The sequence below is a fragment of the Mycobacterium sp. M23085 genome (genome assembly GCF_045343915.1).
Taxonomy (GTDB): Bacteria; Actinomycetota; Actinomycetes; order Mycobacteriales; family Mycobacteriaceae; genus Mycobacterium.
This window is the reverse complement of sequence record NZ_CP174280.1, coordinates 4,364,870-4,388,079: the sequence shown is the minus strand read 5'-3', so window position 1 is coordinate 4,388,079 and position 23,210 is coordinate 4,364,870. Positions and strand designations below refer to the sequence as shown.

Genomic DNA, 23,210 nt, shown 5'->3' with positions numbered 1-23,210 from the left:
ATCGTCGATGCCTCGTGAGACTACCGCCCGGCCGCCTTACCACCTGACGTTGTCTGGAACCGGAACTCGACCACGTCACCGTCGGCCATGACATAGTCCTTGCCCTCCATCCGGACCTTGCCGGCCGCCTTGGCCGCCGCCATCGAGCCCGCGGCGATCAGGTCGTCGTACGAGACGATCTCGGCTTTGATGAAGCCCTTTTCGAAGTCGGTGTGAATGACCCCGGCGGCCTTCGGCGCGGTATCGCCCTGGTGAATCACCCACGCGCGCGCCTCTTTTGGGCCCGCCGTCAAGTAGGTCTGCAGCTTGAGGGTGTGAAAACCCGACCGCGCCAACGCATCTAGCCCACGCTCGGTTTGCCCGATGGACTCCAGCAACTCAGCGGCCGACTCGTCGTCCAGCTCTTGCAGTTCTGCTTCGATCTTCGCGTCGAGGAACACCGCGTCGGCGGGCGCGACCATCGCGCGCAGCTCGGCTTTGCGGGCATCGTCGGTCAGTACGGATTCATCGGCGTTGAACACATAGAGAAACGGCTTGGTGGTCATCAGATTCAATTCGCGCAGCAATGAGGTGTCTACACCGGATGCAAACAGCGTCTTGCCGGAGTCCAGCTCGGCCTCCGCGGCGACGGCCGCCTCGTGCACCGGCTTGCGCTCCTTGTTGTTGCGGGCTTCCTTCTCCAGCCGCGGCAGGGCCTTCTCCAGTGTCTGCATGTCGGCGAGGATCAGCTCCGTTTCGATCACCTCGATGTCGGAGCGCGGATCGACCTTGCCGTCGACGTGCACGACGTCGTCGTCGGCGAACACCCGCACCACCTGACAGATCGCGTCACACTCGCGGATGTTGGCCAGGAACTTGTTGCCCAGCCCGGCGCCCTCGGAGGCACCCTTGACGATTCCGGCGATGTCGACGAACGTCACCGGTGCCGGCACGATCTTCTCGGAATCGAACATCTCGGCCAGCTTGTCCAGCCGGGGATCGGGCAGCGGGACCACGCCCTCGTTGGGCTCGATCGTCGCGAACGGATAGTTGGCCGCCACCACGTTGTTCCGGGTCAGCGCGTTGAACAAGGTCGACTTGCCGACGTTGGGCAGCCCCACAATTCCCAGGCTCAGGCTCACGGAGAACCAAGTCTAGGTGCCTTGGCGGCGACGAGCGCCGGGGACCATCGGTCACCACCGTTCGTGCACGACGGCATGGCACGCCCAGGATCGCTACGAGGTATTTACGGGCCTTTCGGCCCATTCCCGGTACGGTCTACATGTGTCAGCACAGCGGGACAGTTCGACGGTGGACAATGCTCACCGTTCGATCCACCCAAATATCCCAGGTGTCCCCTGGTATGCAGCGCTGCTCATCGCCGTCACCGCGACTGCTATCGGCTACGGAATCGACGCTGGTCACAAGGAACTGACCCACGTCTTCGCCGGCTTCTATATAGCCGGCTGTGTAGCGGCGGTGCTGGCGGTGCGCCAGGACGGCATCTTCACCACGATCATCCAGCCGCCCCTGATCCTGTTCGGAGCGGTCCCCGGCGCCTACTGGCTGTTCCACGACGCCAAGGTCGGCCGCCTCAAAGACCTGCTGATCAACTGCGGCTATCCGCTGATCGAACGCTTCCCGCTGATGCTGGGCACCGCGGGTGGCGTGCTGGTGATCGGGCTGGCCCGCTGGTACTTCGGAAACGCTTACCGGGCGAGCGCACCGGCAAAGGCGTCTGAGGGCCCCGCCGCAGCCACGAACGTCGACGTCAAGTCCTTCTTCAACGGCATCGTCGCCAAAGCGCAGGCGTTGCTACACCCCGGCGCCGACGCGGAGGACGCCGACGACAGCGCCGAGTCCCGTCGCGGCCGCAGGTCGGCCTCTTCGTCGAGGACCCGCAGCACGACGCGCAGCGCCCGCTCCCGCTCCTCGACGCGTTCGGCCCGAACCCGCTCCCGGCACTCGCGCGAGCCGCTGGGCGATGGGTCCGAGCCGGTCGAGCGTCCCGAGCGGACCGAGCGCCCGAGGCGCAGCACTCGCCGCAGCGCGGCGTCGGCCCGCGACTATGACACCGTCGAGCCGCCTCGGCGATCGCGCCGCCGGCCCCGGCCGGACGCCGACCCCGATTCGCGGAGCCAAACGCCGCGAGAACCCCGTCGCGAGCCCCGCACCCGGCGCAGTCCCTACGAGCGGCCGACCCCACGAAGCAGCCGTTTCGACGGCTTCGAGTCCTACGGGGACAGGTACGAGCCGCCGAGCGGCCCAAGTTCCGCGAGCCGGTATGAGAGCCGCTACGAAAGCCGCGAGCCCTACGAGCCCTCATATGAACCGAGACGCCGACGGCCCCCGTCAAACGGCTCCGGCGGGACGCATCACCCGATCTCGCAGGTCCGCTACCGCGGTGCCGGCGCCGCGGACCCGCCACGCGAGCCGCACACCGAGCGCCGCACCCGCTCGCGGACACCCGGACGCACCCACGGACGCCCGCCCGCGGAATCGTGGGAGTACGACGTCTAGTGGTGATCGCAAGCGCGGCCGTGGCGATCGCAAGCGCGGCCGTGGCCGGGCGCAGCGGGTCGCCACTACAGGGCGTGGCCGGCCGCAGCGGGTCGCCACCATCGAATGCCGCAGCGGTCGCTCAGCGAACTGACCGGATCTCGCGGGGCAGCGCGAACACCAGGGTCTCCTGCGCCGTCGTGACCGGCTGCACCACGTCATAGCCGCACTCGGCGAGGCGCGCCAGCACGCCTTCCACCAGGACCTCGGGAACCGACGCTCCCGAGGTGACGCCCACCGTGGTGACGCCTTCCAGCCATGCCGGGTCAATGTCGTCGGCCCAGTCGACCAGGTGCGCGGCGGCGGCCCCGCCACCCAGCGCCACCTCGACCAGCCGCACCGAGTTCGAGGAGTTGCGGGACCCGACGACGATCACCAGGTCACACTCCGGAGCCATCGCCTTGACGGCGACCTGGCGGTTCTGGGTCGCATAGCAAATGTCGTCGCTGGGTGGATCCTGCAGTTTCGGGAACCGCTGCCGCAGCCGCTCGACGATCTCCATGGTCTCGTCGACCGACAGCGTGGTCTGCGAGAGCCACACCACCTTGTCCTCGTCGCGCACCGATACGTTGTCCACCGCGGCGACCCCGTCGACCAGCTGCACGTGGTCGGGCGCCTCCCCGGCGGTGCCGACGACCTCCTCGTGGCCCTCGTGGCCGATGAGCAGGATGTCGTAGTCGTTGCGCGCGAATCGCCTGGCTTCGTTGTGCACCTTGGTCACCAGCGGGCAGGTGGCGTCGATGGTGTGCAGGTTCCGGTCGGCGGCCGCGGCGTGCACCGTGGGCGCGACGCCATGGGCGGAGAACACCACGATGGCGCCCTCGGGGACCTCGTCGGTCTCCTCCACGAACACCGCGCCGGCCTTTTCCAGGGTGCTGACGACGTGGCGGTTGTGCACGATCTCATGGCGCACATAAACCGGGGGACCATGCTTTTCCAGCGCTCGCTCCACGGTCTCCACGGCCCTGTCCACGCCCGCGCAGTAACCCCGCGGTTCGGCCAGGAGGACTCGCTTACGCACTGGGTCGCCGGGTACCGATCGCACTGGTCCTCCCACAAAGCCGGGAATCCCCATATCGATAGTCGGCGGCATGTCGTCCAGGGTACTTACTGCCGACACGGGCTTGCCAGCTCACGCCGGTGGGCTTGGACTTAGCCGCCGCTTAGGGCAATCTTGGACCCATGGGCACTGCACCGTATGGCGTTCGGCTGCTGGTCGGCGCGGCAACAGTCGCTGTCGAAGAGACCATCAGGCTGCCGAAAACCATCCTCATGTACCCGATGACGCTGGCCAGCCAGGCGGCCCACATCGTGATGCGCTTCCAGCAAAACCTGGCCGAGCTGGCCATCAAGGGCGACAGCACCCTCGAATCGATCTTCCCGCCCAAGGACGAGAAGCCGGAATGGGCGACCTTCGACGAGGACCTGACCGACGCGAACGACCGAGGTCAGGGCGCGGCGCAAGACGGCGGTGAGGGCGAACGCCGGGCGGAGGGCCGGTTCGCGCTGTACTCGGTGGCCGACGCGCACGAAGACGCCAGTGCGCTGACCAACGCCGCCCGGCAATCGAAGAAACCGGCCGGCAACGCATCTGTTCCCCAGCCGGCGGTGGTCAGCGAACTGGACTACTCGTCGCTGACCCTGGCCCAGCTGCGGGCCCGTCTGCAATCGCTGAGTGTGGACGAACTCGAAGCCCTGCTGGCCTACGAGCAGGCCACCAAGGGCCGTGCGCCGTTCCAGACGCTGCTCGCCAACAGGATCACCCGCGCGAACGCGAAGTGACCCCGGCCGTTACCTCCGAACCCAACTCCGCCGAGAATCCATTTCCGGTGCGCGCGGTGGCCATCCGGGTCGCGGGCTGGATCGACAAGCTGGGCACCGTGTGGGTCGAGGGCCAACTTGCCCAGATTTCGATGCGGCAGGACTCCAAAACCGTGTTCATGGTGCTGCGTGACCCGGCCGCCGACATGTCGCTGACCGTGACGTGCCCGCGCGATCTGGTGCTGAACGCCCCGGTGAAGCTGGCCGAAGGCACGCAGGTGGTGGTGCGCGGCAAGCCGTCTTTCTACACCGGCCGGGGCACATTCTCGTTGCGGCTCACCGAGATTCGCGCGGTCGGGGTGGGCGAGCTGCTGGCCCGCATCGACCGGCTGCGCCGGCTGCTGGACGCCGAGGGGCTCTTCGACCCGCGGCTTAAGCGGCCGATCCCCTTCTTGCCCAACATGATCGGATTGATCACCGGCCGGGCCAGCGCCGCCGAACGCGATGTGACGACCGTGGCCGCGGCACGCTGGCCCGGGGTCCGATTCGCGGTGCGCAACACCGCGGTCCAGGGACCCAACGCGGTCGCCCAGATCGTCGAGGCGCTGGGCGAACTCGATCGCGACGCCGGGGTCGACGTCATCGTGATCGCCCGCGGCGGCGGCAGCGTGGAGGACCTGCTGCCGTTCTCCGATGAGACGCTGTGCCGCGCCATCGCGGCGTGCCGCACCCCGGTGATCAGTGCGGTCGGGCATGAACCCGACAACCCGCTGTGTGATCTGGTCGCCGACCTGCGTGCGGCCACTCCGACCGACGCGGCGAAGAAGGTGGTGCCCGACACCGCCGCCGAGCAACGGCTGATCGACGACCTGCGCCGGCGCAGCGCGCAGGCGTTGCGCAACTGGGTGTCTCGCGAGCAACGGGCGCTGGCCCAGATACGCAGCCGCCCGGTGCTGGCCGAGCCGCTGGCGGCGCTGACCGCGCGCGCCGAGGAGGTCCACCGCGCCCGGGCGGCGATCCGCCGGGACATCACCCGGCTGGCTGCCGGCGAAACCGAACGCATCGGGCACCTCAGCGCGCGGCTGTCGACATTGGGGCCGGCGGCCACCCTGGCCCGCGGTTACGCCATCGTGCAAACCACCGTGCAAGCCATCGGGCCGACGAGCCGGGTGCTCCGTTCGGTCGCCGACGCACCGGCGGGCACGCGGCTGCGGGTACGGGTGGCCGACGGCGCGGTGGCCGCGGTGAGCGAAGGACCGACTGATGGCGCCTGAAAAAAGTGACGAGAGCGGCTCCACCACCCCGAAAGAGGGCGGATCCATTACACCCATTAGTCACCTGGCCTATGAAGCGTGCCGCGACGAATTGATCGAAGTCGTGCGGGCGTTGGAACAAGGCGGCTTGGACCTGGATGAGTCGCTGAAACTCTGGGAAAGGGGCGAACAGCTGGCTAAACGTTGCGAAGAGCACTTAGCTGGCGCGCGCAAGAGAATCGAAGATGCGCTCGCAGCGGGCGAGGCCGAGGATGGCTGAAGTTCGGGAACCCGGAGGACTTGGTTGAAAACTTTTTTCCAAACTGAAACACGTTTCAGTTATGCTCTCGGCCATGGGTGATGCATCGCTGACGGCCGAACTCGGCCGCGTCCTCGTCACCGGGGGCTCCGGATTCGTGGGCGCCAACCTGGTGTCCACCTTGCTCGACCGCGGACATCAGGTCCGCTCCTTCGACCGCGCGCCCTCACCGCTGCCGCCGCATCCGCGACTGGAGGTGCTGCAGGGTGACATCACCGACACCGCCGCGTGCGCCCAAGCGGTCGACGGCATCGATACCGTCTTTCACACCGCGGCGATCATCGACCTGATGGGCGGCGCGTCGGTGACCGAGGAGTACCGGCAACGCAGCTTCGGGGTCAACGTCGGCGGCACCGAGAATCTGGTGCGCGCCGGGCAGGCGGCCGGGGTGCAACGCTTCGTCTACACCTCGTCCAACAGCGTGGTCATGGGTGGCCAGAACATCGCCGGCGGTGACGAGACCCTGCCCTACACCAACCGGTTCAACGACCTCTACACCGAGACCAAGGTGCTCGCCGAGCGATTCGTCTTGGGCCAGAACGGTGTTGACGGCCTATTGACGTGCGCGGTTCGGCCCAGCGGCATCTGGGGCCGTGGTGATCAGACGATGTTCCGCAAGCTATTCGAGAGCGTGATCGCCGGCCACGTCAAGGTGCTGATCGGCCGCAAATCGGCCCGGCTGGATAACTCCTACGTACACAACCTGATTCACGGTTTCATCTTGGCGGCCGAACACCTGACGCCGGGCGGCACCGCGCCCGGCCAGGCGTATTTCATCAACGATGCCGAGCCGATCAACATGTTCGAGTTCGCCAGGCCGGTGGTCGAGGCCTGCGGGGTGAAGTGGCCCCGGGTCCGGGTCAACGGGCCCGTCGTGCGCGCGGCGATGACGGGCTGGCAGCGGCTGCATTTCCGGTTCGGCATCCCGGCGCCGCTGCTCGAGCCGCTGGCCGTCGAGCGGCTGTACCTGGACAACTTCTTCTCGATCGCCAAGGCGTCCCGCGATCTCGGCTACCAACCCTTGTTCAACACCGAGCAGGCGCTGGCGGAATGCCTGTCGTACTACGTCGACATGTTCGACCAGATGAAGCGACAAGCCCTGGCGGGCAAGGCATCCGCCTAGCGGAAACTCACCATCGAGCTGCCCCAGGCCGCACGGATGTTGGCGTCGATGTCGTGTGCGACGGTGTCGCTGCGGCCGATGACCAAGCAGGAACGGTCGGTCTCCGCATAGGGTGTCCACTCTGGCGCGCCGGCTGGCCCCGCGGGTGTGGCGTGCGCGGCGAAGTTTATCCATCGGGTGCGCACCCGCTTGGACACCGCCTTGGCGGCCTTGGTGCCGCCCAGCTTCAGCGTGGGATCCTTCGGTGCGCCGAGATTGCCCCAGACGAACGGCAATTCGGTGGCATGAGCGGCTCCGACCATCAGCAGCTTCAACAACGGCGTGGCGTAATCGAACCGATACAGATACACCGGCGCCACGCGGGCGTGCCCCTCGGCGAGCCACACCGACGGCATCCGGAAACCGACGTCGGTCGCGATGCTCAAACTCCTTGCGCCGCGCCGCAATCGCGAATACGCCGTGCCGATCTCCTCCTCGGAGGGCAACTGCAGATCGGGTTGTTCGGCGGCGATCTGGTTGAACATCGACGTGATCGCGCTCGGCGTGATCGGCATCAGCGGGGAGCGCATCAACCGGAAGAGCGCCGCCTCGTGCTTGTTGGTGCCGATGATCAACGGCACCGGATGTGAGCGGCCCTCTTGGGCAAGCTTGACCGGATAGTCGCTCAGCACATCGCCATCCACGATCGGGACGAACGCCAGCGTTCCCGGGTTACGCACCGGCACTTCGTCGAACACCTGTTGCGTCGCGGTCAGGATCGCCGCCATCGGGATGTCGATAAGCCGCCGGGATTCGGCCGGGGTGACTTCCAGCCGGTCGAGGAACGCCCGGGCCACCCGGCCGGCACGTTCGCGGTCGTATACCGAAGTGGCCGGCGAGCTCTGTGCGATCGCCCCTGCGAACAGACCCTCGGCCGCCGGGCTGGCCAGCAGCGTGGTGACCATCCCGGCCCCGGCGGACTCGCCGAACAGCGTGACCCGCCGCGGATCACCACCGAAGGCGGCGATGTTGTCCCGCACCCACTCCAGCGCCGCGAGCGCGTCGCGCAGCCCGACGTTCGAGTCGAAATAACGCCCACCGGAGTCGAACGACGACAGGTCGAGAAAGCCGAGCGCCCCGAGCCGATAGTTGACTGTCACCACGATGACGTCGCCGTGGCAGACCAGCCTGCGGCCGTTGTAGAGGGTCTGGCTGCTCGATCCCAGGACGTAGGCGCCGCCGTGCAACCAGACCATCACGGGTTTGGCGTCGCCGGGGTGGGTGTCAGAAGACGCCCAGATGTTGAGCCGCAAGCAGTCTTCGCCCTGCGGCGCACCCAGATCCAATGGCATGTTGGGAAATACAGGTTGTGGGCAGGCCGGGCCGAATGCGGTGGCGTCGGTGACCTCGGTGCTCCGCGCGGGCGGCTGGGGCGCGCGGAAACGCAGCTCGCCCACCGGGGCGGCCGCGTACCGAACGCCCTTCCACGCCTTGACGCCGTCCTCTTCGATGCCCCGGACCGGGCCGGAGTTGGTTTCGACCACCAGATCGTCGATTGCCATGCGCGTGCGAAATCTCCTGAACGACTAAAAGAGGCGCTGGGTGAGGAACTCGACCACCCGCTTGCGGGCCTCGTAGGCGGGGTGGCCGTCGACTTCGCGGACCTCGTCGGTGATCACCGAGTGCGCCCTCTTGCCGAAGCCGTGCTGATTGCCGGGGCCCGAGTCGATGTCGATCACCTCGAAGGCGTCGCCGAGCCGCTCCTTGAGCGTCGCGAACCGCTCGGCGGGCGCCGTCTTGTCCTCGCTGAACCGCAGGCCCATGGCGCACAGGCCGTCGTTGGCGCATCGGTCGGCCACGGTGGCCAGCTCGGACTCGCTCAGCCCCGGGTCCCGGCGCCGCGCGGCGCCCAGCGGGAACGGAACCGACGGCTGTGACAACACCGGCGCCAGCACGCTGTCGTCGACCGCCGCGGCCAAAGCGAACCCACCGGTGAAGCATTGGCCGATCACGCCGACGCCCCTGCCCGGCGTCGAGGCGTTCAGATCGCGGGCCAAGGCACGCAGAAACAGCGACACCGGCCGCTGCTTGTTCAGTGCGAGTGCCGCGAATTCCCGTGCTACACAAGCCCGGCCAATGGAGCTGATGATGTAACCGGCCGTTTTGGCCTTGCCCGGTTCGCCGAACAGTGACGGCATGGCGACGGTGAAGCCGTTGTCCACCAAGTGATTACCGAGCGCGAGCACTCCGGGATGGATTCCGGGCAGCTCGGGGATCAGCACCACCCCGGGGCCGCTGCCTTTGCGGTAGACGTCATGGGTGTATCCGCCTCCGCTGAACGGTGCCGCCGACCATCCGGACAGATCAGCCTGTGGTGCAGTCACGTCGACGGGATCCCTTTGCTCGCGCGGGTGAGCTAGCGGCTTGGCAAAGGCGGTTGCGATTGCGTCGCCGACGCCAGCGTACGGAATTGATCGGTGTTCCCGGCGCCGGTTATCGCAATTTGGGTGGTACCGCCCGGCCCGCTGAGCCGGGTCGTCCATATCGGTTCGGCGTCCGCGCCGTCCTGGCCGGAACCCTGATAGACCACCCAGTTGGTTCCGTCGACGTCGACCGTTCCGGTCGGGTAGGCCGACGGATGGATCGAATTGACGAGCTTGTCCTCGTCGGCGTTGCTCTGGGTCAGGCTCAGATACATCCCGGTCGGGCTGATGAAGCCGACCACCGAGACAGGTGCGTTCACCCGTTGACCGCTCGCGGGGTCTGTGCGCCCGCCCTGGATACCACCGCGATGACCGGAGTTGGCCTGCCAGCCGGCGGGCAGCCGGGGTTGCCGGACGGGGAAGCCGAGCGCAGCGGCGTCCGCGCGCAGGGCCGCCCCGGCGTCATAGGACGGCACGGAACCCTGGTGGCTGCCGACCTGAAACGAGCACATGCCCAGCATGCCTGCCAGCACGACGCACCCGAAGACAAGCGGAATCAGGGACCAGAACATGTCCCGTCCGTCCTGCAGCAGCCGGGGTTTCGCCGGCCTGGGCGCCGGTCCGGCCTGGGGCGACGGCGCGGCGGCTTCGCTCCTGCCAAGCTGGGCATTCAGCGGCGGCTCCTCCGTCATCCCCCAAGTATCCCAGTTCCAGCGGACCGATCCGCCTCTGGGACAATCAACAACCATGACAGTTGAGGGCGACCGCTCGACCGCCGCCGCCGGCCGAGCCGCAGCGCAAGGGCGATCGCGCCGTGAGGCTCCCGACCGCAACCTGGCTTTGGAACTGGTACGCGTCACCGAGGCCGGTGCCATGGCCGCAGGTCGCTGGGTCGGCCGCGGCGACAAAGAGGGCGGCGACGGGGCCGCCGTCGACGCGATGCGCGAGCTGGTCAACACGGTGTCGATGCGCGGCGTCGTCGTCATCGGCGAGGGCGAGAAGGACCACGCGCCGATGCTCTACAACGGCGAGGAGGTCGGCAACGGCGACGGCGCGGAGTGCGACTTCGCGGTCGACCCGATCGACGGCACCACCCTGATGAGCAAGGGCATGCCGAACGCCATCTCGGTGCTGGCGGTGGCAGACCGCGGGGCGATGTTCGACCCGTCGGCGGTGTTCTACATGAACAAGGTCGCCGTCGGGCCCGAGGCGGCGCACGTGCTCGACATCACCGCCCCGATCGCCGAGAACATCAAGGCCGTCGCCAAGGTCAAGGCGCTGTCGGTGCGCGACATGACCGTCTGCATCCTGGACCGGCCGCGGCACGCCCAGCTGATCCACGACGTCCGCGCCACCGGCGCCCGCATCCGGCTGATCACCGACGGCGACGTCGCCGGCGCGATCTCGGCCTGCCGGCCGCACTCGGGCACCGACATGCTGGCCGGGATCGGCGGCACACCGGAAGGCATCATCGCCGCCGCCGCGATCCGCTGCATGGGCGGCGCGATCCAGGCGCAGCTGGCTCCCACCGACGACGACGAACGCCAGAAGGCCATCGACGCCGGCTACGACCTCGACCAGGTGCTGACGACCGAGGACCTGGTGTCGGGCGAGAACGTGTTCTTCTGCGCCACCGGGGTCACCAGTGGTGACCTCCTCAAGGGGGTGCAGTACTACCCGGGCGGCTGCACCACGCAGTCGATCGTGATGCGCTCGAAGTCGGGAACCGTCCGGATGATCGAGGCCTACCACCGGCTTTCGAAACTCAACGAGTACTCCGCCATCGACTTCACCGGCGATAGTTCCGCCGCCTATCCCCTGCCCTGACCACCGATCGAAGAACGAGGAAGCCACTTCATGGGCGCTGAAAACGTCGAAGACACCGAGTACCGCATCGAGCACGACACCATGGGCGAGGTACGCGTACCCGCAAAAGCCTTGTGGCGCGCGCAAACTCAGCGCGCGGTCGAGAACTTCCCGATCTCGGGCCGCGGCCTGGAGCGCACCCAGATCCGCGCGCTGGGCTTGCTGAAGGGCGCCTGCGCGCAGGTCAACAAGGACCTCGGCTTGCTGGCGCCGGAGAAGGCCGACGCGATCATCGCCGCGGCCGCCGAGATCGCCGACGGCCAACACGACGACCAGTTCCCCATCGACGTCTTCCAGACCGGCTCGGGCACCAGCTCCAACATGAACACCAACGAGGTGATCGCCAGCATCGCCGCCCGCAACGGTGTCACGGTGCACCCCAATGACGATGTCAACATGTCGCAGTCGTCCAACGACACCTTCCCGTCCGCCACCCACATCGCCGCGACCGAGGCGGCGGTGCGCCACCTCATCCCGGCGCTGGAGGTGCTGCACGAGGCGTTAGACGGCAAGGCGCGCGAATGGCGCACGGTGGTGAAGTCCGGCCGCACCCACCTGATGGACGCCGTTCCCGTGACGCTGGGCCAGGAGTTCAGCGGGTACGCGCGTCAGATCGAGGCGGGCATCGAGCGGGTCCGGGCCACGCTGCCGCGGCTGGGCGAGCTGGCGATCGGCGGGACCGCGGTCGGCACCGGGCTGAACGCTCCCGACGACTTCGGCGCCAAGGTGGTCGAGACACTGGTGGCTTCCACCGGTCTGAGCGAATTGCGCACGGCGGTAAATTCATTCGAGGCGCAGGCGGCGCGTGACGGACTGGTCGAGGCTTCCGGCGCGCTGCGGACCATCGCGGTGTCGCTGACCAAGATCGCCAACGACGTGCGCTGGATGGGCTCCGGGCCGCTGACCGGCCTGGCCGAAATTCAGCTGCCGGACCTGCAGCCGGGCAGCTCGATCATGCCCGGCAAGGTGAATCCCGTTCTCCCCGAGGCCGTTACGCAGGTCGCCGCGCAGGTGATCGGTAACGATGCCGCCGTCGCGTGGGGCGGCGCGAACGGCGCCTTCGAGCTCAACGTCTACATCCCGATGATGGCCCGCAACGTCCTGGAGTCCTTCAAACTGCTGACCAATGTGTCCCGGTTGTTCGCGGAGCGCTGCATCGTCGGGCTGCGGGCCAACGTCGAGCGCCTGCGGGAGCTGGCCGAATCGTCGCCGTCCATCGTGACGCCGCTGAACTCGGTGATCGGCTACGAGGAGGCCGCCGCGGTGGCCAAACAAGCGCTCAAGGAGCGCAAAACGATTCGCCAGACGGTGATCGATCGCGGCCTGATCGGCGACAAGTTGTCGATCGAGGAACTCGACCGGCGGCTCGATGTGCTGGCGATGGCCAAGGTCAAGCCCGAAGACTGAGCCGGCTGTCAGGGGGTGACGGCGGTGATCGACGAGAGTAAGGGTGGTTTTCCATGACGGCTCCTCCCGGCGGTCCCTACGGTCAGGGGCCCTACGGAAGCAATCCGTATGGGCAGGAACCGAATTGGGGCGGCCAGCCGCAGGGCGGCCCTGGCCCCTACCCGCAGGGCGGTCCGGGTCCTTCCCCGCAGGGTGGTCCAGGACCCTATCCGCCGGGTGGCCCGTACGGGTACCCGCCGCCGAACGCGTACCCCTACCCGCCCGGTAGCTATCCCTACCCGAACCAGCAGTATCCGCAACCGGGACAGCACTTTCCGCCTGGCGGCCCGGGCGCGCCCTACCCGCCGGGACCGCCGCCGCGTGGGCCCGGCTCCAAGCTGCCCTGGCTGATCGTCGCCGGCCTGGTCGTCCTGGTGGTCATCGCGCTGGTGGTGACGCTGCTGGTGATGCGGGGCGGCCACGGCAACAAGCCGGCCGCCGCACCCTCGACGACGAGCACCTCGGCCTCGCCGCCGAAGAACTCCGCGCAGAACGCGACGGACTGCACGCCGAACGTGTCCGGCGGCGAGATGCCCCGGACCGACTCGATCGCCGCGGGCAAGCTTTCGTTCCCGGCCAGTGCGGCGCCGGGCGGATGGACGGTGTTCTCCGACGACCAGGGGCCTAACCTGATCGGCGGGCTGGGTGTCGCCCAGGACGTGCCCGGGGCCAATCAGTGGATGATGACGGCCGAGGTCGCTGTCACCAATTTCGTTGCCAGCATGGACCTCACGGCCCAAGCCACGAAGTTGATGCAATGCATCGTCGCCGGCCCCGGTTACGCCAACGCGCAGCCCACGCTCGGGCCGACGAAGTCGTCGTCGATCACCGTCGACGGCACCAAGGCGGTCCGTGTCGACGCCGACGTCACGATCGCCGACCCCAGTCGCAACGTCAAGGGTGACTCCGTCACCATCATCGCCGTGGACACCAAGCCGGTCACCGTCTTCATCGGCAGCACACCCATCGGTGACGCCGCTTCGGCGGCCCTGGTCGGCAAAATCATTTCCGCGCTGAAGGTTTCGAAGTCCTGACGCGGGTTGGCCCGGTCAACCAGCCGGGCCCGCCGGCGCCGAGACGTGGGTGGCCTCGGACCGGCCGCGCAGCACCGTCGAGTAGCACTCGGCCCACTGCGCGCGCTCGGCCTCGCCCGCGGCATCGATGGCGCCCGCCGAGCACAGGATTCGCCGGTCGGAGGTCTTGGCGAGGTCGGCCAGCCGCGCGGCTTCGTTGACGGCGTCGCCGATCACCGTGTACTCATACCGGTTTTCGGCGCCGACGTTGCCGGCGAACACCCGCCCCGCCGAGACGCCGATGCCGAAATCGACCGGCAGCCGCCGCAGTTGGGAGCCGAGCGTACGTGCGGTCGCCAACGCCGACGACGCCGGCTCGCTGGTCGGCAACGGCGCCCCGAAGACGGCCAGCGCGGCGTCGCCGGCGAATTTGTTGACCAGACCGTGGTGTTCGTCCACGGCGCGCACGACGATCCGGAAGAAGTCGTTGAGCACCTCCGCGACCTCTTGCGGCGGGCGGTTTTCCGCGAGTTGGGTGGACCCCACCAGGTCGATGAAGAGCACCGCCGCTTCGACCACGTCTCCTGAGAGCGATGCTCCCTCGTTGAGAGCGCGCTGTGCGACGTCGGTTCCGACATGGCGTCCGAACAGGTCACGCAACCGGTCCCGTTCGGCCAGCCCGGCCACCATTCGATTGAATCCGGTTTGCAGACGCCCGATCTGGGATCGCTCGTAGGCACCGACGTAGGTCTGCATGCGGCCGTGCTCGACCTCGGCCATCGCGTCGACGACCTCGCCGACCGGATCCGAGATGGACCGCGAGGTCAAGATCATCGTGGGCAGTCCCAGCACCAGCGCCGCCAGCGACACCACCAGAATCGGCACGTCCAACGAGGCAGACTTCTCGATCAGCCACCCGTACGAGCGCAGAACGACCAGCGTCGCAATGACGGCGATGGGGAACGCGCTACACAGAAACCACAGCAGAACCAGCCGCGCGTACACGCTCGGCACCGCCAGTCGCGGCTCGGCGCCCAGCGTGGCGGCACGCATGATGGGCCGCAGGGTCCGTTGCGCGAGCAGCATCCCGGTGCCGGCGGCCGCCGACCCGCCGAGCAGCACGCCGAGCGCGATGGGCAGCAAAAGCCGCAGTCCGCCACTCAGATTCAGCAGGATGAAGATCCCACCGGTCAAGGCCCATGACATCACCAGAATCGCCGACTGGCGCCCGGCCAGCTTCATCACGGCATCGCATTGCTGCGGGGTGGGTTTGTCACCCGCGACGTACCAGCGCACGGTGGGAGCCAGGCTGACAGCGCCGGCCACCGCGACGCTGACGATGCCCAGCATGACGAGCAGCACGACCGGCGCCGTGTTCTGTCGCGCGAAATCAGCGTCGGCGCCGACGGAAGTGTGGCCCCGCAATGGAATCAGGATCGCCGCCGCTTCGACGGCGGCCAGCAGGTAAGACAGGCTCAGCTCGAACCCGTATTGAAACAACCACCGTCGAAAGGACTTTGGTTGCCCCGTGGCGGACTGCCGCGCCGGGCTGCGCCATGGTGACGGAAGCCGATCCCGAAGCCAGCCCACGCTGATCACCCTACAAAGGTAGCCGCGCGTGGTCCGGAATTTGCTCTACGCACCGTTGTTCGGCCCGCCGGAGTTCTGTCCTGGGATGTCGGTGATCGGGAAGTTGGGCATCGGTTTCGGCGAGGGCGTGTTCGGCAGCGTGGGAATGTCACCGGGTGGGATGTCGTGCAGGCCGTTGACCGGCGGACCGTTCTCCCGGCTGCCGTAACTGCTGCCGGGGGCCCGCGGTCCCAGCAGGTCACTGACCGTCACCAGCCGGTAACCGTTGGCCTTGAGCACCGGGATGAACTGATACACCAGATCGACGGTGCTCGAGTACGTGTTATGGAACAACACCACCGAGCCAGGCTTGATGTAGGTCATCAACATGTACCGGGTCGCCGCCGTGTTCGAGTCGTTCGCCCAATCGAAAGGGATGACATCCCAGAGGATTTCGGCCAGGCCGAACTGGCCGGCGGTCTGGCGCACCACCGGGTCGGACAGCCCACCCGCGGGTCGATACAGGGTGGGGGTGCGACCGGTTGCGGCGGTGATCGCGTCGTTGGCCTTGGAGAACTGGGCGGCGATGTCGTCGCGCGGGATCGTGGTCATGTTGGGGTGTTCCCAGGTGTGGCTGCCGATTTCCATCCCCGCGTCGGCGATGCGCTTGGCCCCCGCCGGGTTGGCCGCCACCTTGTTGCCGATCAGGAAGAACGTGGCCTTGGCGTCGTTCTGCTTCAGGATTTGCAGCAGCCGCTCATCGAACGGCCCCGGCCCGTCGTCGAAGGTGAACGCGACGCACTTGATCACCGAGCAACTGAGGTCGTCGGCACGCGTCACGTGACCGGTGAGTCCGCCGATCACCAGCACCGCGACCGCCGCCGCCACACCGACAACCGTGCGCCAGTAGCGCCAGGCCTGGGTGTCGGGTCGTTTCGCCACCGTGCGAGTTTATCGAAGGGATGCCCGCCGGACATCGACCACGCTGGTCAGGCGCCCTCACTGGGGGCCGGCGATCTCCTCGAGCATCTCGGTGACCAGGGCGGCGATCGGCGATCGCTCGCTGCGCAGCAGGGTGATGTGGGCGAACAGCGGATGGCCCTTGAGCTTCTCGATCACCGCCGCGACCCCGTCATGGCGGCCCACCCGCAAGTTGTCGCGCTGCGCGATGTCGTGCGTCAACACCACCCGTGACCCGGTGCCCAGCCTGGACAGCACGGTCAGCAGCACGTTGCGCTCCAGCGACTGTGCCTCGTCGACGATGACGAACGAGTCGTGGAGCGAGCGGCCGCGGATGTGGGTCAGCGGCAGCACTTCGAGCATGCCGCGGGAGAGCACTTCCTCCAGCACCGCCGGGCTGGCCAGTCCCTCGAGGGTGTCGAAGACGGCCTGGGCCCACGGGCCCATCTTTTCGCTCTCGCTACCGGGTAGGTACCCCAGCTCCTGCCCGCCCACGGCGTAGAGCGGCCGAAAGACCACTACCTTGCGCTGGGTGCGCCGCTCCAGCACCGCCTCCAGGCCGGCGCACAGCGCGAGCGCCGACTTGCCGGTGCCGGCCTTGCCGCCCAGCGACACGATGCCCACCGACTCGTCGAGCAGCAGGTCGAGCGCTACCCGCTGTTCGGCGGACCGCCCGCGCAGTCCGAACACCTCGCGGTCGCCGCGAACCAGCTGGACGCGTTTGTCCGCGTTGACCCGGCCCAGCGCATGAGAGCTCCCGCCGAGCAGCCGAACACCGGTGTGGCAGGGCAGGTCTCGCGCTTCCATCAGATCGATCTCGCCGTCGGCGAACAGCGCGTCGATGTCCTCGGTGGCGGTCTCGATCTCGCGCATCCCCGACCACCCCGACGCCACCACGTCCTGCGCGTGATATTCGTCGGCGGCCAGGCCCACCGCGGCGGCCTTGACCCGAAGCGGAATATCCTTGCTCACCAACGTAACTCGCTTGCCTTCGGCGGCGAGGTTGGCGGCACAGCTCAGGATTCGTGAGTCGTTGCTGTCGCTGCGGAAACCGGCCGGCAGCACCGACGGATCCGTGTGGTTGAGCTCGACGTGTAGCGAACCACCTTGTGTTCCAACGGGTATGGGCTGATCCAGCCGTCCGTGCATGAGCCGCAGGTCGTCGAACAGTCGCAGCGACTGGCGGGCGAACCATCCCAGCTCGTGGTGGTGGCGTTTAGCCTCCAGCTCACTGATCACCACCAACGGAACAACCACCTCGTGTTCGGCGAACCGGCTGCACGCCCAGGGGTCGGACAGCAGCACCGAAGTGTCGATCACGTAGGTCCGGATTTCGGTCACGTAGCGCTCCTCGAGCGGGATGAGCCCGCGCGGACCCGCGCAGGCATGTCGACGGGAACCGCAGCACCAGGACCGGGGCCGGTCCTTCCGTTGTTGCGACGGGAGGTGCCGCCCTGGCAGCAGAGCATGACGCTGACCATCGAGAACGACGCTACTCCGGTGGCCGCATGCGCGCTGCGCAGGCGCGCCGACGTTGCGAGCCGCGACCACCTTCGGTGGGTGGCCGATGTCGTGAGGCGGGAACGGCCGGCCTAGCCGACGATGAATTGCCGCAGTTCAGGCTGGTCCGCAAGCCCCCATGCGGTGATGCGGTCCGAAATCGCCTGACGCAGCTGCTCCGGACCGAAAATGCCTGCCTTCTCGACGTTCTGCACTTTGTCCTGATACGCGTCGATGTCGGCGCCGGGCACCTTCAGGTCGGCCGCGCGGGCGGCGATCGCCGCGATGGTCTCGTCCCGGGTGTACCCGAGGCAGTGTTCGACGAGGTTGGAGAAGAAGATCTCGTGGCGCCGTTCATCCCGGGCGATCCGGTCGATGAGACCGGCCAGGATGGGCTCCTCGAGCTGGGCGGCCAGGTTTTCGCAGAACACGGCGTGGGTGCGTTCGACCAGCGCCAGGTGCACCAGGATCTCCACCTGCGAGTAGGTGTCGGCGCGGTAGCCCTTCATGACGTACTGGACGCGGGCCTCTTCGTTGGCCGTGGGGTCGACCTCGCGGGTCACCACCAGGTACTCGCGCAGCGCGATGGCGTGCAGGTGTTCCTCGGCGGTCCACCGGCCCAGCCAGCGGCCCCAGTAGTCCTCCAAAATGAAGTGCTCGACCAGCTCGCGGTGGTGTGCGGCGAGGTTGTCCTTGAGCAGCAGCATGATCTCGCAGGCGTCCGTCAGCGGCCTCGGCAGCGTCATCGACGACGGGTCCCAGTCGCGCCCACCGAGGAAGGCGAAGTTCTCCCCACGGTCGAACGGCACGTAGTCGTGCGCGAACCAGAGTTCTTCGGTGGACAGATGGCGGTCGACGTTTGCTTCGACGACCGGCTCGAGTTCCAGGGTCAGTGCGTTAGCGACAGGTCTTTCGGCCATGAGATAACTGTAACCCGCGTACACAGGTTCATGAAATCGACCGGGTCGTGTCGCGGCAACTGGTGACTTTGGTCCTCAACAGCCGCTGCCCTCGGGCTAACGGCCGACCAGCGCCCAGTCTTCGAGGCCCTCGTACAGCGGAAACTCTTGGGCCAGTCGCGTCACCCGCTGGCGCAGTCCCGCCACGTCGGCCGAACTGCCGGCCGCCAGCGCGGTGGCGATCACGTCGGCGACCTCGCTGAATTCGGCGTCGCCGAAGCCCCGGGTGGCCAGGGCGGGCGTCCCGATTCGCAGCCCCGACGTGATCATCGGCGGGCGCGGGTCATTGGGCACGGCGTTGCGGTTGACGGTGATGCCGACCTCGTGCAGCAGGTCCTCGGCGGCCTGGCCGTCCAGCGGGGAGTTACGCAGGTCCACCAGCACCAGGTGCACGTCGGTGCCGCCGCTGACCACCGACACGCCGGCCTTCGCGACATCGGCGGCCAGCAGCCGATCGGCCAGGATGCGCGCGCCGGACAGGGTGCGCTGCTGCCGCTCGACGAATTCGGGGGTGCCGGCGATCTTCAGCGCGACGGCCTTGCCCGCGATCACGTGCATGAGCGGGCCACCCTGCTGGCCGGGGAACACCGCGGAGTTGACGGCCTTGGCGTACTCCTGCTTGCCCAGGATCATGCCCGACCGGCCGCCGCCCAGAGTCTTGTGAATGGTGGTCGACACGATGTCGGCGTGCGGCACCGGAGAGGGATGCAGCCCGGCAGCGACGAGTCCCGCGAAGTGGGCCATGTCCACCCAGAGCTTTGCGCCGACCTCGTCGGCGATCGACCGGAACGCCGCGAAGTCGAGGATCCGCGGATAGGCCGACCAGCCGGCAATGATCACCTTCGGGCGGAATTCCAGCGCCTGGGTGCGCACCGCGTCCATGTCGACCAGATGTGTGGTCGGGTCTACGCCGTAGAAACCGTTCTCGTAGAGCTTGCCGGAGAAGTTCAGCTTCATGCCGTGCGTCAGGTGACCACCGTTGGCCAGGTCCAGGCCCAGCAGCCGCTCCCCCGGCGACATCAGCGCGTGCAGCACCGCGGCGTTGGCCTGGGCACCCGAATGCGGCTGCACATTGGCGAAGTCGGCGCCGAACAGCGCCTTGGCCCGGTCACGGGCGATGTTTTCCACGACGTCGACGTACTCACAGCCGCCGTAGTAACGGCGCCCGGGCAACCCCTCGGCGTACTTGTTGGTCAGCACGCTGCCCTGCGCCTGCAGCACCGCGCGCGGCACGAAATTCTCCGAAGCGATCATCTCGAGCGTGTCGCGTTGCCGGCCGAGTTCCTTGCCGAGCAGCTCGGCGATGTCCGGGTCGACCTCGGACAGCGAAGCGGCCATGACGGACGCCGTGTAGGGGTCAGCGGGGCGGGCATCAGGTGCAGCAGTCACGGCCGCCAGTCTATCCAGCGCCGAGTATTCGCCAGCCCAGCCGTCGGGCTTTGCGGCGCTCCTGCAACACTGGCACTATGCCGCGGCTTAGCGAGCCGAGCCCTTATGTGGAGTTCGACCGAAAGCAATGGCGTGCGCTTCGTATGTCGACGCCGCTGGCCCTCACCGAGGAAGAGCTCGTCGGCCTGCGCGGTTTGGGTGAGCAAATCGACCTGCTCGAAGTCGAAGAGGTCTACCTGCCGCTGGCCCGACTCATCCACCTGCAGGTCGCGGCGCGCCAGCGATTGTTCGCCGCCACCGCCGAATTCCTCGGCGAGCCCCACCAAAACCCGGACCGGCCGGTGCCGTTCATCATCGGGGTGGCCGGCAGCGTGGCGGTCGGCAAGTCGACGACCGCCCGCGTGCTGCAGGCCCTGCTGGCCCGCTGGGATCACCACCCGCGGGTGGACCTGGTCACCACCGACGGATTCCTGTACCCCAACGCCGAGTTGGAACGGCGAAACCTGATGCACCGCAAGGGGTTTCCCGAAAGCTACAACCGCCGGGCGTTGATGCGGTTCGTGACCTCGGTGAAATCCGGTTCGGACTACGCGTGCGCGCCGGTGTACTCGCACCTCAAATACGACATCATCCCCGGGGCCAAACACGTGGTCCGGCACCCCGACATCTTGATCCTGGAGGGCCTCAACGTTCTGCAGACAGGTCCGACCCTGATGGTGTCGGACCTGTTCGACTTCGGCATCTACGTCGACGCCCGAATCGAAGACATCGAGCAGTGGTATGTGTCGCGGTTCCTGGCCATGCGCAGCACCGCCTTCGCGGATCCCGAATCGCACTTCCACCACTACTCGGCGCTCAACGACACGAAGGCGGTCGCCGCCGCTCGCGAGATCTGGCGCTCGATCAACCGCCCCAATCTGGTCGAGAACATCCTGCCCACTCGGCCACGCGCCACCCTGGTGTTGCGCAAAGACGCCGACCACTCGATCAACCGGCTGCGGCTGCGGAAGCTCTGAGGCTCCGCAGCCGCCCGGCAGATCAGGCCGCGAGGCGACGCAGCCCCAGGTATTGCAGCCCCCCGAACGCCGCCGCGCCGGCGCCGGTGGCCAGCGTCAACGCGACTCCGGTACCGGTCAGCGGCAGCGCTGCCGCCGCCGCGAACGAGCCCAGCACGAAAACGAGGTTGGCCGCCAGGACGCTGATACCGACGCGGCGAAGATCCGGCACCGCCCCGAGGCTGAACACCAGCAGGCCGTAGAGCACAAGGAAGACGCCTCCCACGTATTCCTGGAACGACGTCAGGCCGGTCAGCGAGGAAATCGGGTCGGCCAGGAAGGCGATGGTCAGACCGCACAACCCCGTCAGGGTCGCGTCGGCACGCACGGCAAAACGCAACAGCGAGTCCGTGGAGTCATAGAGGGGCCGGGTCGGGATGCTGGAAACACCGGTGATCGAGCTCATGCGCTTACTCCTCGCGATGGCGGGTTGGGTCGAACAGCTTTGAGCGTGCCGCCAGTGCACTGCCATATCGACTCGTGGCGCTGCCAATTACTGCCACGGATACAAAGACGAGGTGGTTCACCCGGCTATTCCCATCCGCGGGTAAACATTTGACACGCGCCGGTGCAGGTCGGCGGCCCACGAGTCACAGCGGCACGGACACAGCGCTGTGCCGTCGGGCGACCGCGGTGACTGAAGTACCCGTTCTAGTCGCTGGGAACCGGGACCCGGCCACGAAGATCGGCGGCGATCAGCCGGGCGGCGGCGTTCTGCCAGTTATGCAGCGAGCGCTGGGGAACCTCGGTGACGAACCATTGCCAGGCCTGCCGCGCGGTCGGATCCAGACCCGACGCGGTGGCGTTCTGCGCGTACGCGCGCACCCCGACGACGTAGGGGAAATACAGCGAGTTGTAATACCGCCACTCTTCGGTGGTACCGAAGTCGCCGCCGTCGCGCGGCCTCAGCCGCGCTATGCCGTCGGCCAGCACGGCCTTGAGCTCGTTGGCCCGCTCGATCGGATGGTCGGGGGCTCCCCGGGCGGCCAGCCGTTCGTCGATCACCGGCAATGCGGTCAGCGGGCTGGCGACCAGCTTGCTCAGGTCGCCGTAGTGGCCCAGGGCCCGCCTGGTGAGCCTGGCGAAGGTGTCGTCGTCGACGCCCGCGAGCGGGTGCTCCTGCCGCAGCGGCAGCGCCGCGCCGGTGTGCCGCAGCGCGGCCCGATCCGCCCGCAGCGCCGGCGATCTCGCGAATGCCAGCCGGTCGAGCACCCCGGCCAGCGGATCGGCGAGCACCTGCACGGCGACCGCGATCGACAGGCTGGTGAACAGCAGCACGGTCAGCGCGGTCTGCGCGCCGGGATCGTCGCGGGTCACCGCCAGCCCGATCAGTGCCTGGCCGCCGAACGGCACCGCCACCGCCACCGAGCCGGCGAACGAGCGGAGCATGTCGGCGCGCAGCGCGTGGCCCTCGTCGAACGCGTCCCACAGGGCGACGGCGACCCCGAGCCCGAGGACGTCGCAACTCGTCGACGCCAGCGCGACCCAGCTGGGCACCAGGCCAAGCGGAATGATCAGAATCGCGTTGCTCAGCGCGAAGAACAGGGTGGCGGTGATCGCGAGCCCGACGGCCGGCCGCGGCCGCCGCGGGCGGCGCAACGCGACGGCCCCCGCGCCGAGCGTCGACACCGAGATCACCGCAAACATCAGCCAGTGGCCCAGCCGCAGCGGCCCGTCGACGCTGCCTGCCAGGGCCGCCCCGAACAGAGTCAGCGCGGCGACCCCGGCCACCAGCAACACCTCGCGGGTGCGCGCCCGCCAGCCGTCGCTGGGACGGGACAGCTCGACGAGCACCGCGAACCACGCCACGCCGGGGATGGCCGCCAGATAGATCTCAACCCGGCTCAACAGCTGGGCATACGCCGGGCTGGCGGTCCGTACCGCGTCCAACCCCACCACGAGCGAGAACCCACACAGCCCGATGGCCGCCAGCGCGAGAACGGGTTTGCGCGGATCGCGCGCCGCCAGATAGAGGCCCAGCCAGGCGCTCAGCGTGAACACCACCGCCGACAGCGCAGCCATGCCCTTAGTGTGGCACGCAGGCGACCCGCCGCTTA

The 23,210-nt window shown here is 67.9% G+C and carries 21 protein-coding genes; 9 read left to right on the top strand and 12 right to left on the bottom strand.

The window, feature by feature from the left end:
• Positions 1-20 precede the first annotated feature (20 nt).
• Complete coding sequence (gene ychF, locus ACIUM1_RS20700; protein WP_406814432.1) at positions 21-1,121, bottom strand: redox-regulated ATPase YchF; 1,101 nt, start codon at positions 1,119-1,121, stop codon at positions 21-23.
• Between the two features lie 169 nt (positions 1,122-1,290).
• On the opposite strand from ychF, the gene ACIUM1_RS20695 reads away from it, so the two are divergent.
• Positions 1,291-2,499: a DUF6542 domain-containing protein gene (locus tag ACIUM1_RS20695; RefSeq protein WP_406814431.1), complete on the top strand. Its 1,209-nt coding sequence runs from the start codon at positions 1,291-1,293 to the stop codon at positions 2,497-2,499.
• Positions 2,500-2,620: 121 nt separating this feature from the next.
• Here the strand turns inward: ACIUM1_RS20695 and ACIUM1_RS20690 are convergent, their stop codons facing one another.
• The gene (locus ACIUM1_RS20690) at positions 2,621-3,631 is read right to left on the bottom strand and encodes a 4-hydroxy-3-methylbut-2-enyl diphosphate reductase (protein ID WP_406817786.1); all 1,011 of its coding nucleotides are present in this window, start codon (positions 3,629-3,631) and stop codon (positions 2,621-2,623) included.
• 89 nt (positions 3,632-3,720) lie between these two features.
• Between ACIUM1_RS20690 and ACIUM1_RS20685 the strand changes: the two genes are divergently transcribed.
• The 4 genes from ACIUM1_RS20685 (at position 3,721) to ACIUM1_RS20670 (ending at position 6,994) form a co-directional block, all read left to right on the top strand.
• Entirely contained in the window at positions 3,721-4,320 is a 600-nt protein-coding gene (locus ACIUM1_RS20685) for a lipid droplet-associated protein (RefSeq protein ID WP_406814430.1), read from the top strand.
• Positions 4,317-5,573 (top strand): exodeoxyribonuclease VII large subunit, encoded by a 1,257-nt coding sequence (xseA, locus tag ACIUM1_RS20680; protein ID WP_406814429.1) that lies wholly within the window; start codon positions 4,317-4,319, stop codon positions 5,571-5,573. The genes ACIUM1_RS20685 and xseA overlap by 4 nt, the downstream gene beginning before the upstream one ends.
• The gene (locus ACIUM1_RS20675; protein WP_406814428.1) at positions 5,563-5,832 is read left to right on the top strand and encodes an exodeoxyribonuclease VII small subunit; all 270 of its coding nucleotides are present in this window, start codon (positions 5,563-5,565) and stop codon (positions 5,830-5,832) included. The genes xseA and ACIUM1_RS20675 overlap by 11 nt, the downstream gene beginning before the upstream one ends.
• A 61-nt stretch (positions 5,833-5,893) precedes the next feature.
• A complete protein-coding gene (locus ACIUM1_RS20670; protein ID WP_406814427.1) occupies positions 5,894-6,994 on the top strand; it encodes an NAD-dependent epimerase/dehydratase family protein in 1,101 nt (366 codons plus the stop codon).
• On the opposite strand, the gene ACIUM1_RS20665 is transcribed toward ACIUM1_RS20670, so the two are convergent.
• From ACIUM1_RS20665 to ACIUM1_RS20655, 3 genes are read right to left on the bottom strand one after another with little or no spacing between them, the layout of a single operon-like run.
• Positions 6,991-8,535, bottom strand: a complete 1,545-nt coding sequence (locus tag ACIUM1_RS20665) for a carboxylesterase/lipase family protein (protein ID WP_406814426.1) — start codon at positions 8,533-8,535, stop codon at positions 6,991-6,993. The genes ACIUM1_RS20670 and ACIUM1_RS20665 overlap by 4 nt on opposite strands.
• A 24-nt stretch (positions 8,536-8,559) precedes the next feature.
• On the bottom strand, positions 8,560-9,357 hold the full coding sequence (locus ACIUM1_RS20660) for a dienelactone hydrolase family protein (protein WP_406814425.1): 798 nt from the start codon (positions 9,355-9,357) through the stop codon (positions 8,560-8,562).
• Between the two features lie 32 nt (positions 9,358-9,389).
• Positions 9,390-10,088: a DUF4245 domain-containing protein gene (locus ACIUM1_RS20655; protein ID WP_406814424.1), complete on the bottom strand. Its 699-nt coding sequence runs from the start codon at positions 10,086-10,088 to the stop codon at positions 9,390-9,392.
• A 55-nt stretch (positions 10,089-10,143) separates the two neighbouring features.
• Between ACIUM1_RS20655 and glpX the strand changes: the two genes are divergently transcribed.
• The 3 genes from glpX to ACIUM1_RS20640 are packed head-to-tail and all read left to right on the top strand — an operon-like array spanning position 10,144 to position 13,742.
• Positions 10,144-11,223: a class II fructose-bisphosphatase gene (gene glpX / locus ACIUM1_RS20650; protein WP_406814423.1), complete on the top strand. Its 1,080-nt coding sequence runs from the start codon at positions 10,144-10,146 to the stop codon at positions 11,221-11,223.
• 30 nt (positions 11,224-11,253) lie between these two features.
• Positions 11,254-12,669 (top strand): class II fumarate hydratase, encoded by a 1,416-nt coding sequence (locus tag ACIUM1_RS20645; RefSeq protein WP_406814422.1) that lies wholly within the window; start codon positions 11,254-11,256, stop codon positions 12,667-12,669.
• Between the two features lie 53 nt (positions 12,670-12,722).
• A complete protein-coding gene (locus ACIUM1_RS20640; RefSeq protein ID WP_406814421.1) occupies positions 12,723-13,742 on the top strand; it encodes a hypothetical protein in 1,020 nt (339 codons plus the stop codon).
• Between the two features lie 15 nt (positions 13,743-13,757).
• Here the strand turns inward: ACIUM1_RS20640 and ACIUM1_RS20635 are convergent, their stop codons facing one another.
• From ACIUM1_RS20635 to glyA, 5 genes are all read right to left on the bottom strand, one after another.
• The gene (locus ACIUM1_RS20635; protein WP_406817785.1) at positions 13,758-15,200 is read right to left on the bottom strand and encodes an adenylate/guanylate cyclase domain-containing protein; all 1,443 of its coding nucleotides are present in this window, start codon (positions 15,198-15,200) and stop codon (positions 13,758-13,760) included.
• A 156-nt stretch (positions 15,201-15,356) separates the two neighbouring features.
• Complete coding sequence (locus ACIUM1_RS20630; RefSeq protein WP_406814420.1) at positions 15,357-16,232, bottom strand: polysaccharide deacetylase family protein; 876 nt, start codon at positions 16,230-16,232, stop codon at positions 15,357-15,359.
• A gap of 57 nt (positions 16,233-16,289) precedes the next feature.
• Positions 16,290-17,591, bottom strand: a complete 1,302-nt coding sequence (locus ACIUM1_RS20625; RefSeq protein WP_406814419.1) for a PhoH family protein — start codon at positions 17,589-17,591, stop codon at positions 16,290-16,292.
• A 251-nt stretch (positions 17,592-17,842) separates the two neighbouring features.
• A complete protein-coding gene (locus tag ACIUM1_RS20620) occupies positions 17,843-18,670 on the bottom strand; it encodes an acyl-ACP desaturase (protein ID WP_406814418.1) in 828 nt (275 codons plus the stop codon).
• A 96-nt stretch (positions 18,671-18,766) separates the two neighbouring features.
• Positions 18,767-20,047 carry a serine hydroxymethyltransferase gene (glyA, locus tag ACIUM1_RS20615; protein WP_406817784.1) on the bottom strand — a complete coding sequence of 427 codons (1,281 nt, stop codon included), beginning with the start codon at positions 20,045-20,047 and terminating at the stop codon, positions 18,767-18,769.
• A gap of 128 nt (positions 20,048-20,175) precedes the next feature.
• On the opposite strand from glyA, the gene coaA reads away from it, so the two are divergent.
• Positions 20,176-21,114 (top strand): type I pantothenate kinase, encoded by a 939-nt coding sequence (coaA, locus tag ACIUM1_RS20610; protein ID WP_406814417.1) that lies wholly within the window; start codon positions 20,176-20,178, stop codon positions 21,112-21,114.
• Positions 21,115-21,136: 22 nt separating this feature from the next.
• Here coaA and ACIUM1_RS20605 read toward each other — a convergent pair whose 3' ends face one another.
• Positions 21,137-21,559 carry a hypothetical protein gene (locus ACIUM1_RS20605; RefSeq protein WP_406814416.1) on the bottom strand — a complete coding sequence of 141 codons (423 nt, stop codon included), beginning with the start codon at positions 21,557-21,559 and terminating at the stop codon, positions 21,137-21,139.
• Positions 21,560-21,804: 245 nt separating this feature from the next.
• On the bottom strand, positions 21,805-23,175 hold the full coding sequence (locus ACIUM1_RS20600) for a hypothetical protein (RefSeq protein ID WP_406814415.1): 1,371 nt from the start codon (positions 23,173-23,175) through the stop codon (positions 21,805-21,807).
• Positions 23,176-23,210: the final 35 nt, after the last annotated feature.

Excerpts from the sequence above, each read along its gene's own strand:
- ACIUM1_RS20690 (WP_406817786.1), bottom strand. The coding sequence starts at position 3,631 with ATGCCGCCGACTATCGATATGGGGATTCCCGGCTTTGTGGGAGGACCA.
- ACIUM1_RS20685 (WP_406814430.1), top strand. The coding sequence starts at position 3,721 with ATGGGCACTGCACCGTATGGCGTTCGGCTGCTGGTCGGCGCGGCAACA.
- ACIUM1_RS20675 (WP_406814428.1), top strand. The coding sequence starts at position 5,563 with ATGGCGCCTGAAAAAAGTGACGAGAGCGGCTCCACCACCCCGAAAGAG.
- ACIUM1_RS20670 (WP_406814427.1), top strand. The coding sequence starts at position 5,894 with ATGCTCTCGGCCATGGGTGATGCATCGCTGACGGCCGAACTCGGCCGC.
- ACIUM1_RS20665 (WP_406814426.1), bottom strand. The coding sequence starts at position 8,535 with ATGGCAATCGACGATCTGGTGGTCGAAACCAACTCCGGCCCGGTCCGG.
- ACIUM1_RS20655 (WP_406814424.1), bottom strand. The coding sequence starts at position 10,088 with ATGACGGAGGAGCCGCCGCTGAATGCCCAGCTTGGCAGGAGCGAAGCC.
- glpX (WP_406814423.1), top strand. The coding sequence starts at position 10,144 with ATGACAGTTGAGGGCGACCGCTCGACCGCCGCCGCCGGCCGAGCCGCA.
- ACIUM1_RS20645 (WP_406814422.1), top strand. The coding sequence starts at position 11,254 with ATGGGCGCTGAAAACGTCGAAGACACCGAGTACCGCATCGAGCACGAC.
- ACIUM1_RS20640 (WP_406814421.1), top strand. The coding sequence starts at position 12,723 with ATGACGGCTCCTCCCGGCGGTCCCTACGGTCAGGGGCCCTACGGAAGC.
- ACIUM1_RS20620 (WP_406814418.1), bottom strand. The coding sequence starts at position 18,670 with ATGGCCGAAAGACCTGTCGCTAACGCACTGACCCTGGAACTCGAGCCG.
- glyA (WP_406817784.1), bottom strand. The coding sequence starts at position 20,047 with ATGGCCGCTTCGCTGTCCGAGGTCGACCCGGACATCGCCGAGCTGCTC.
- coaA (WP_406814417.1), top strand. The coding sequence starts at position 20,176 with ATGCCGCGGCTTAGCGAGCCGAGCCCTTATGTGGAGTTCGACCGAAAG.
- ACIUM1_RS20605 (WP_406814416.1), bottom strand. The coding sequence starts at position 21,559 with ATGAGCTCGATCACCGGTGTTTCCAGCATCCCGACCCGGCCCCTCTAT.
- ACIUM1_RS20600 (WP_406814415.1), bottom strand. The coding sequence starts at position 23,175 with ATGGCTGCGCTGTCGGCGGTGGTGTTCACGCTGAGCGCCTGGCTGGGC.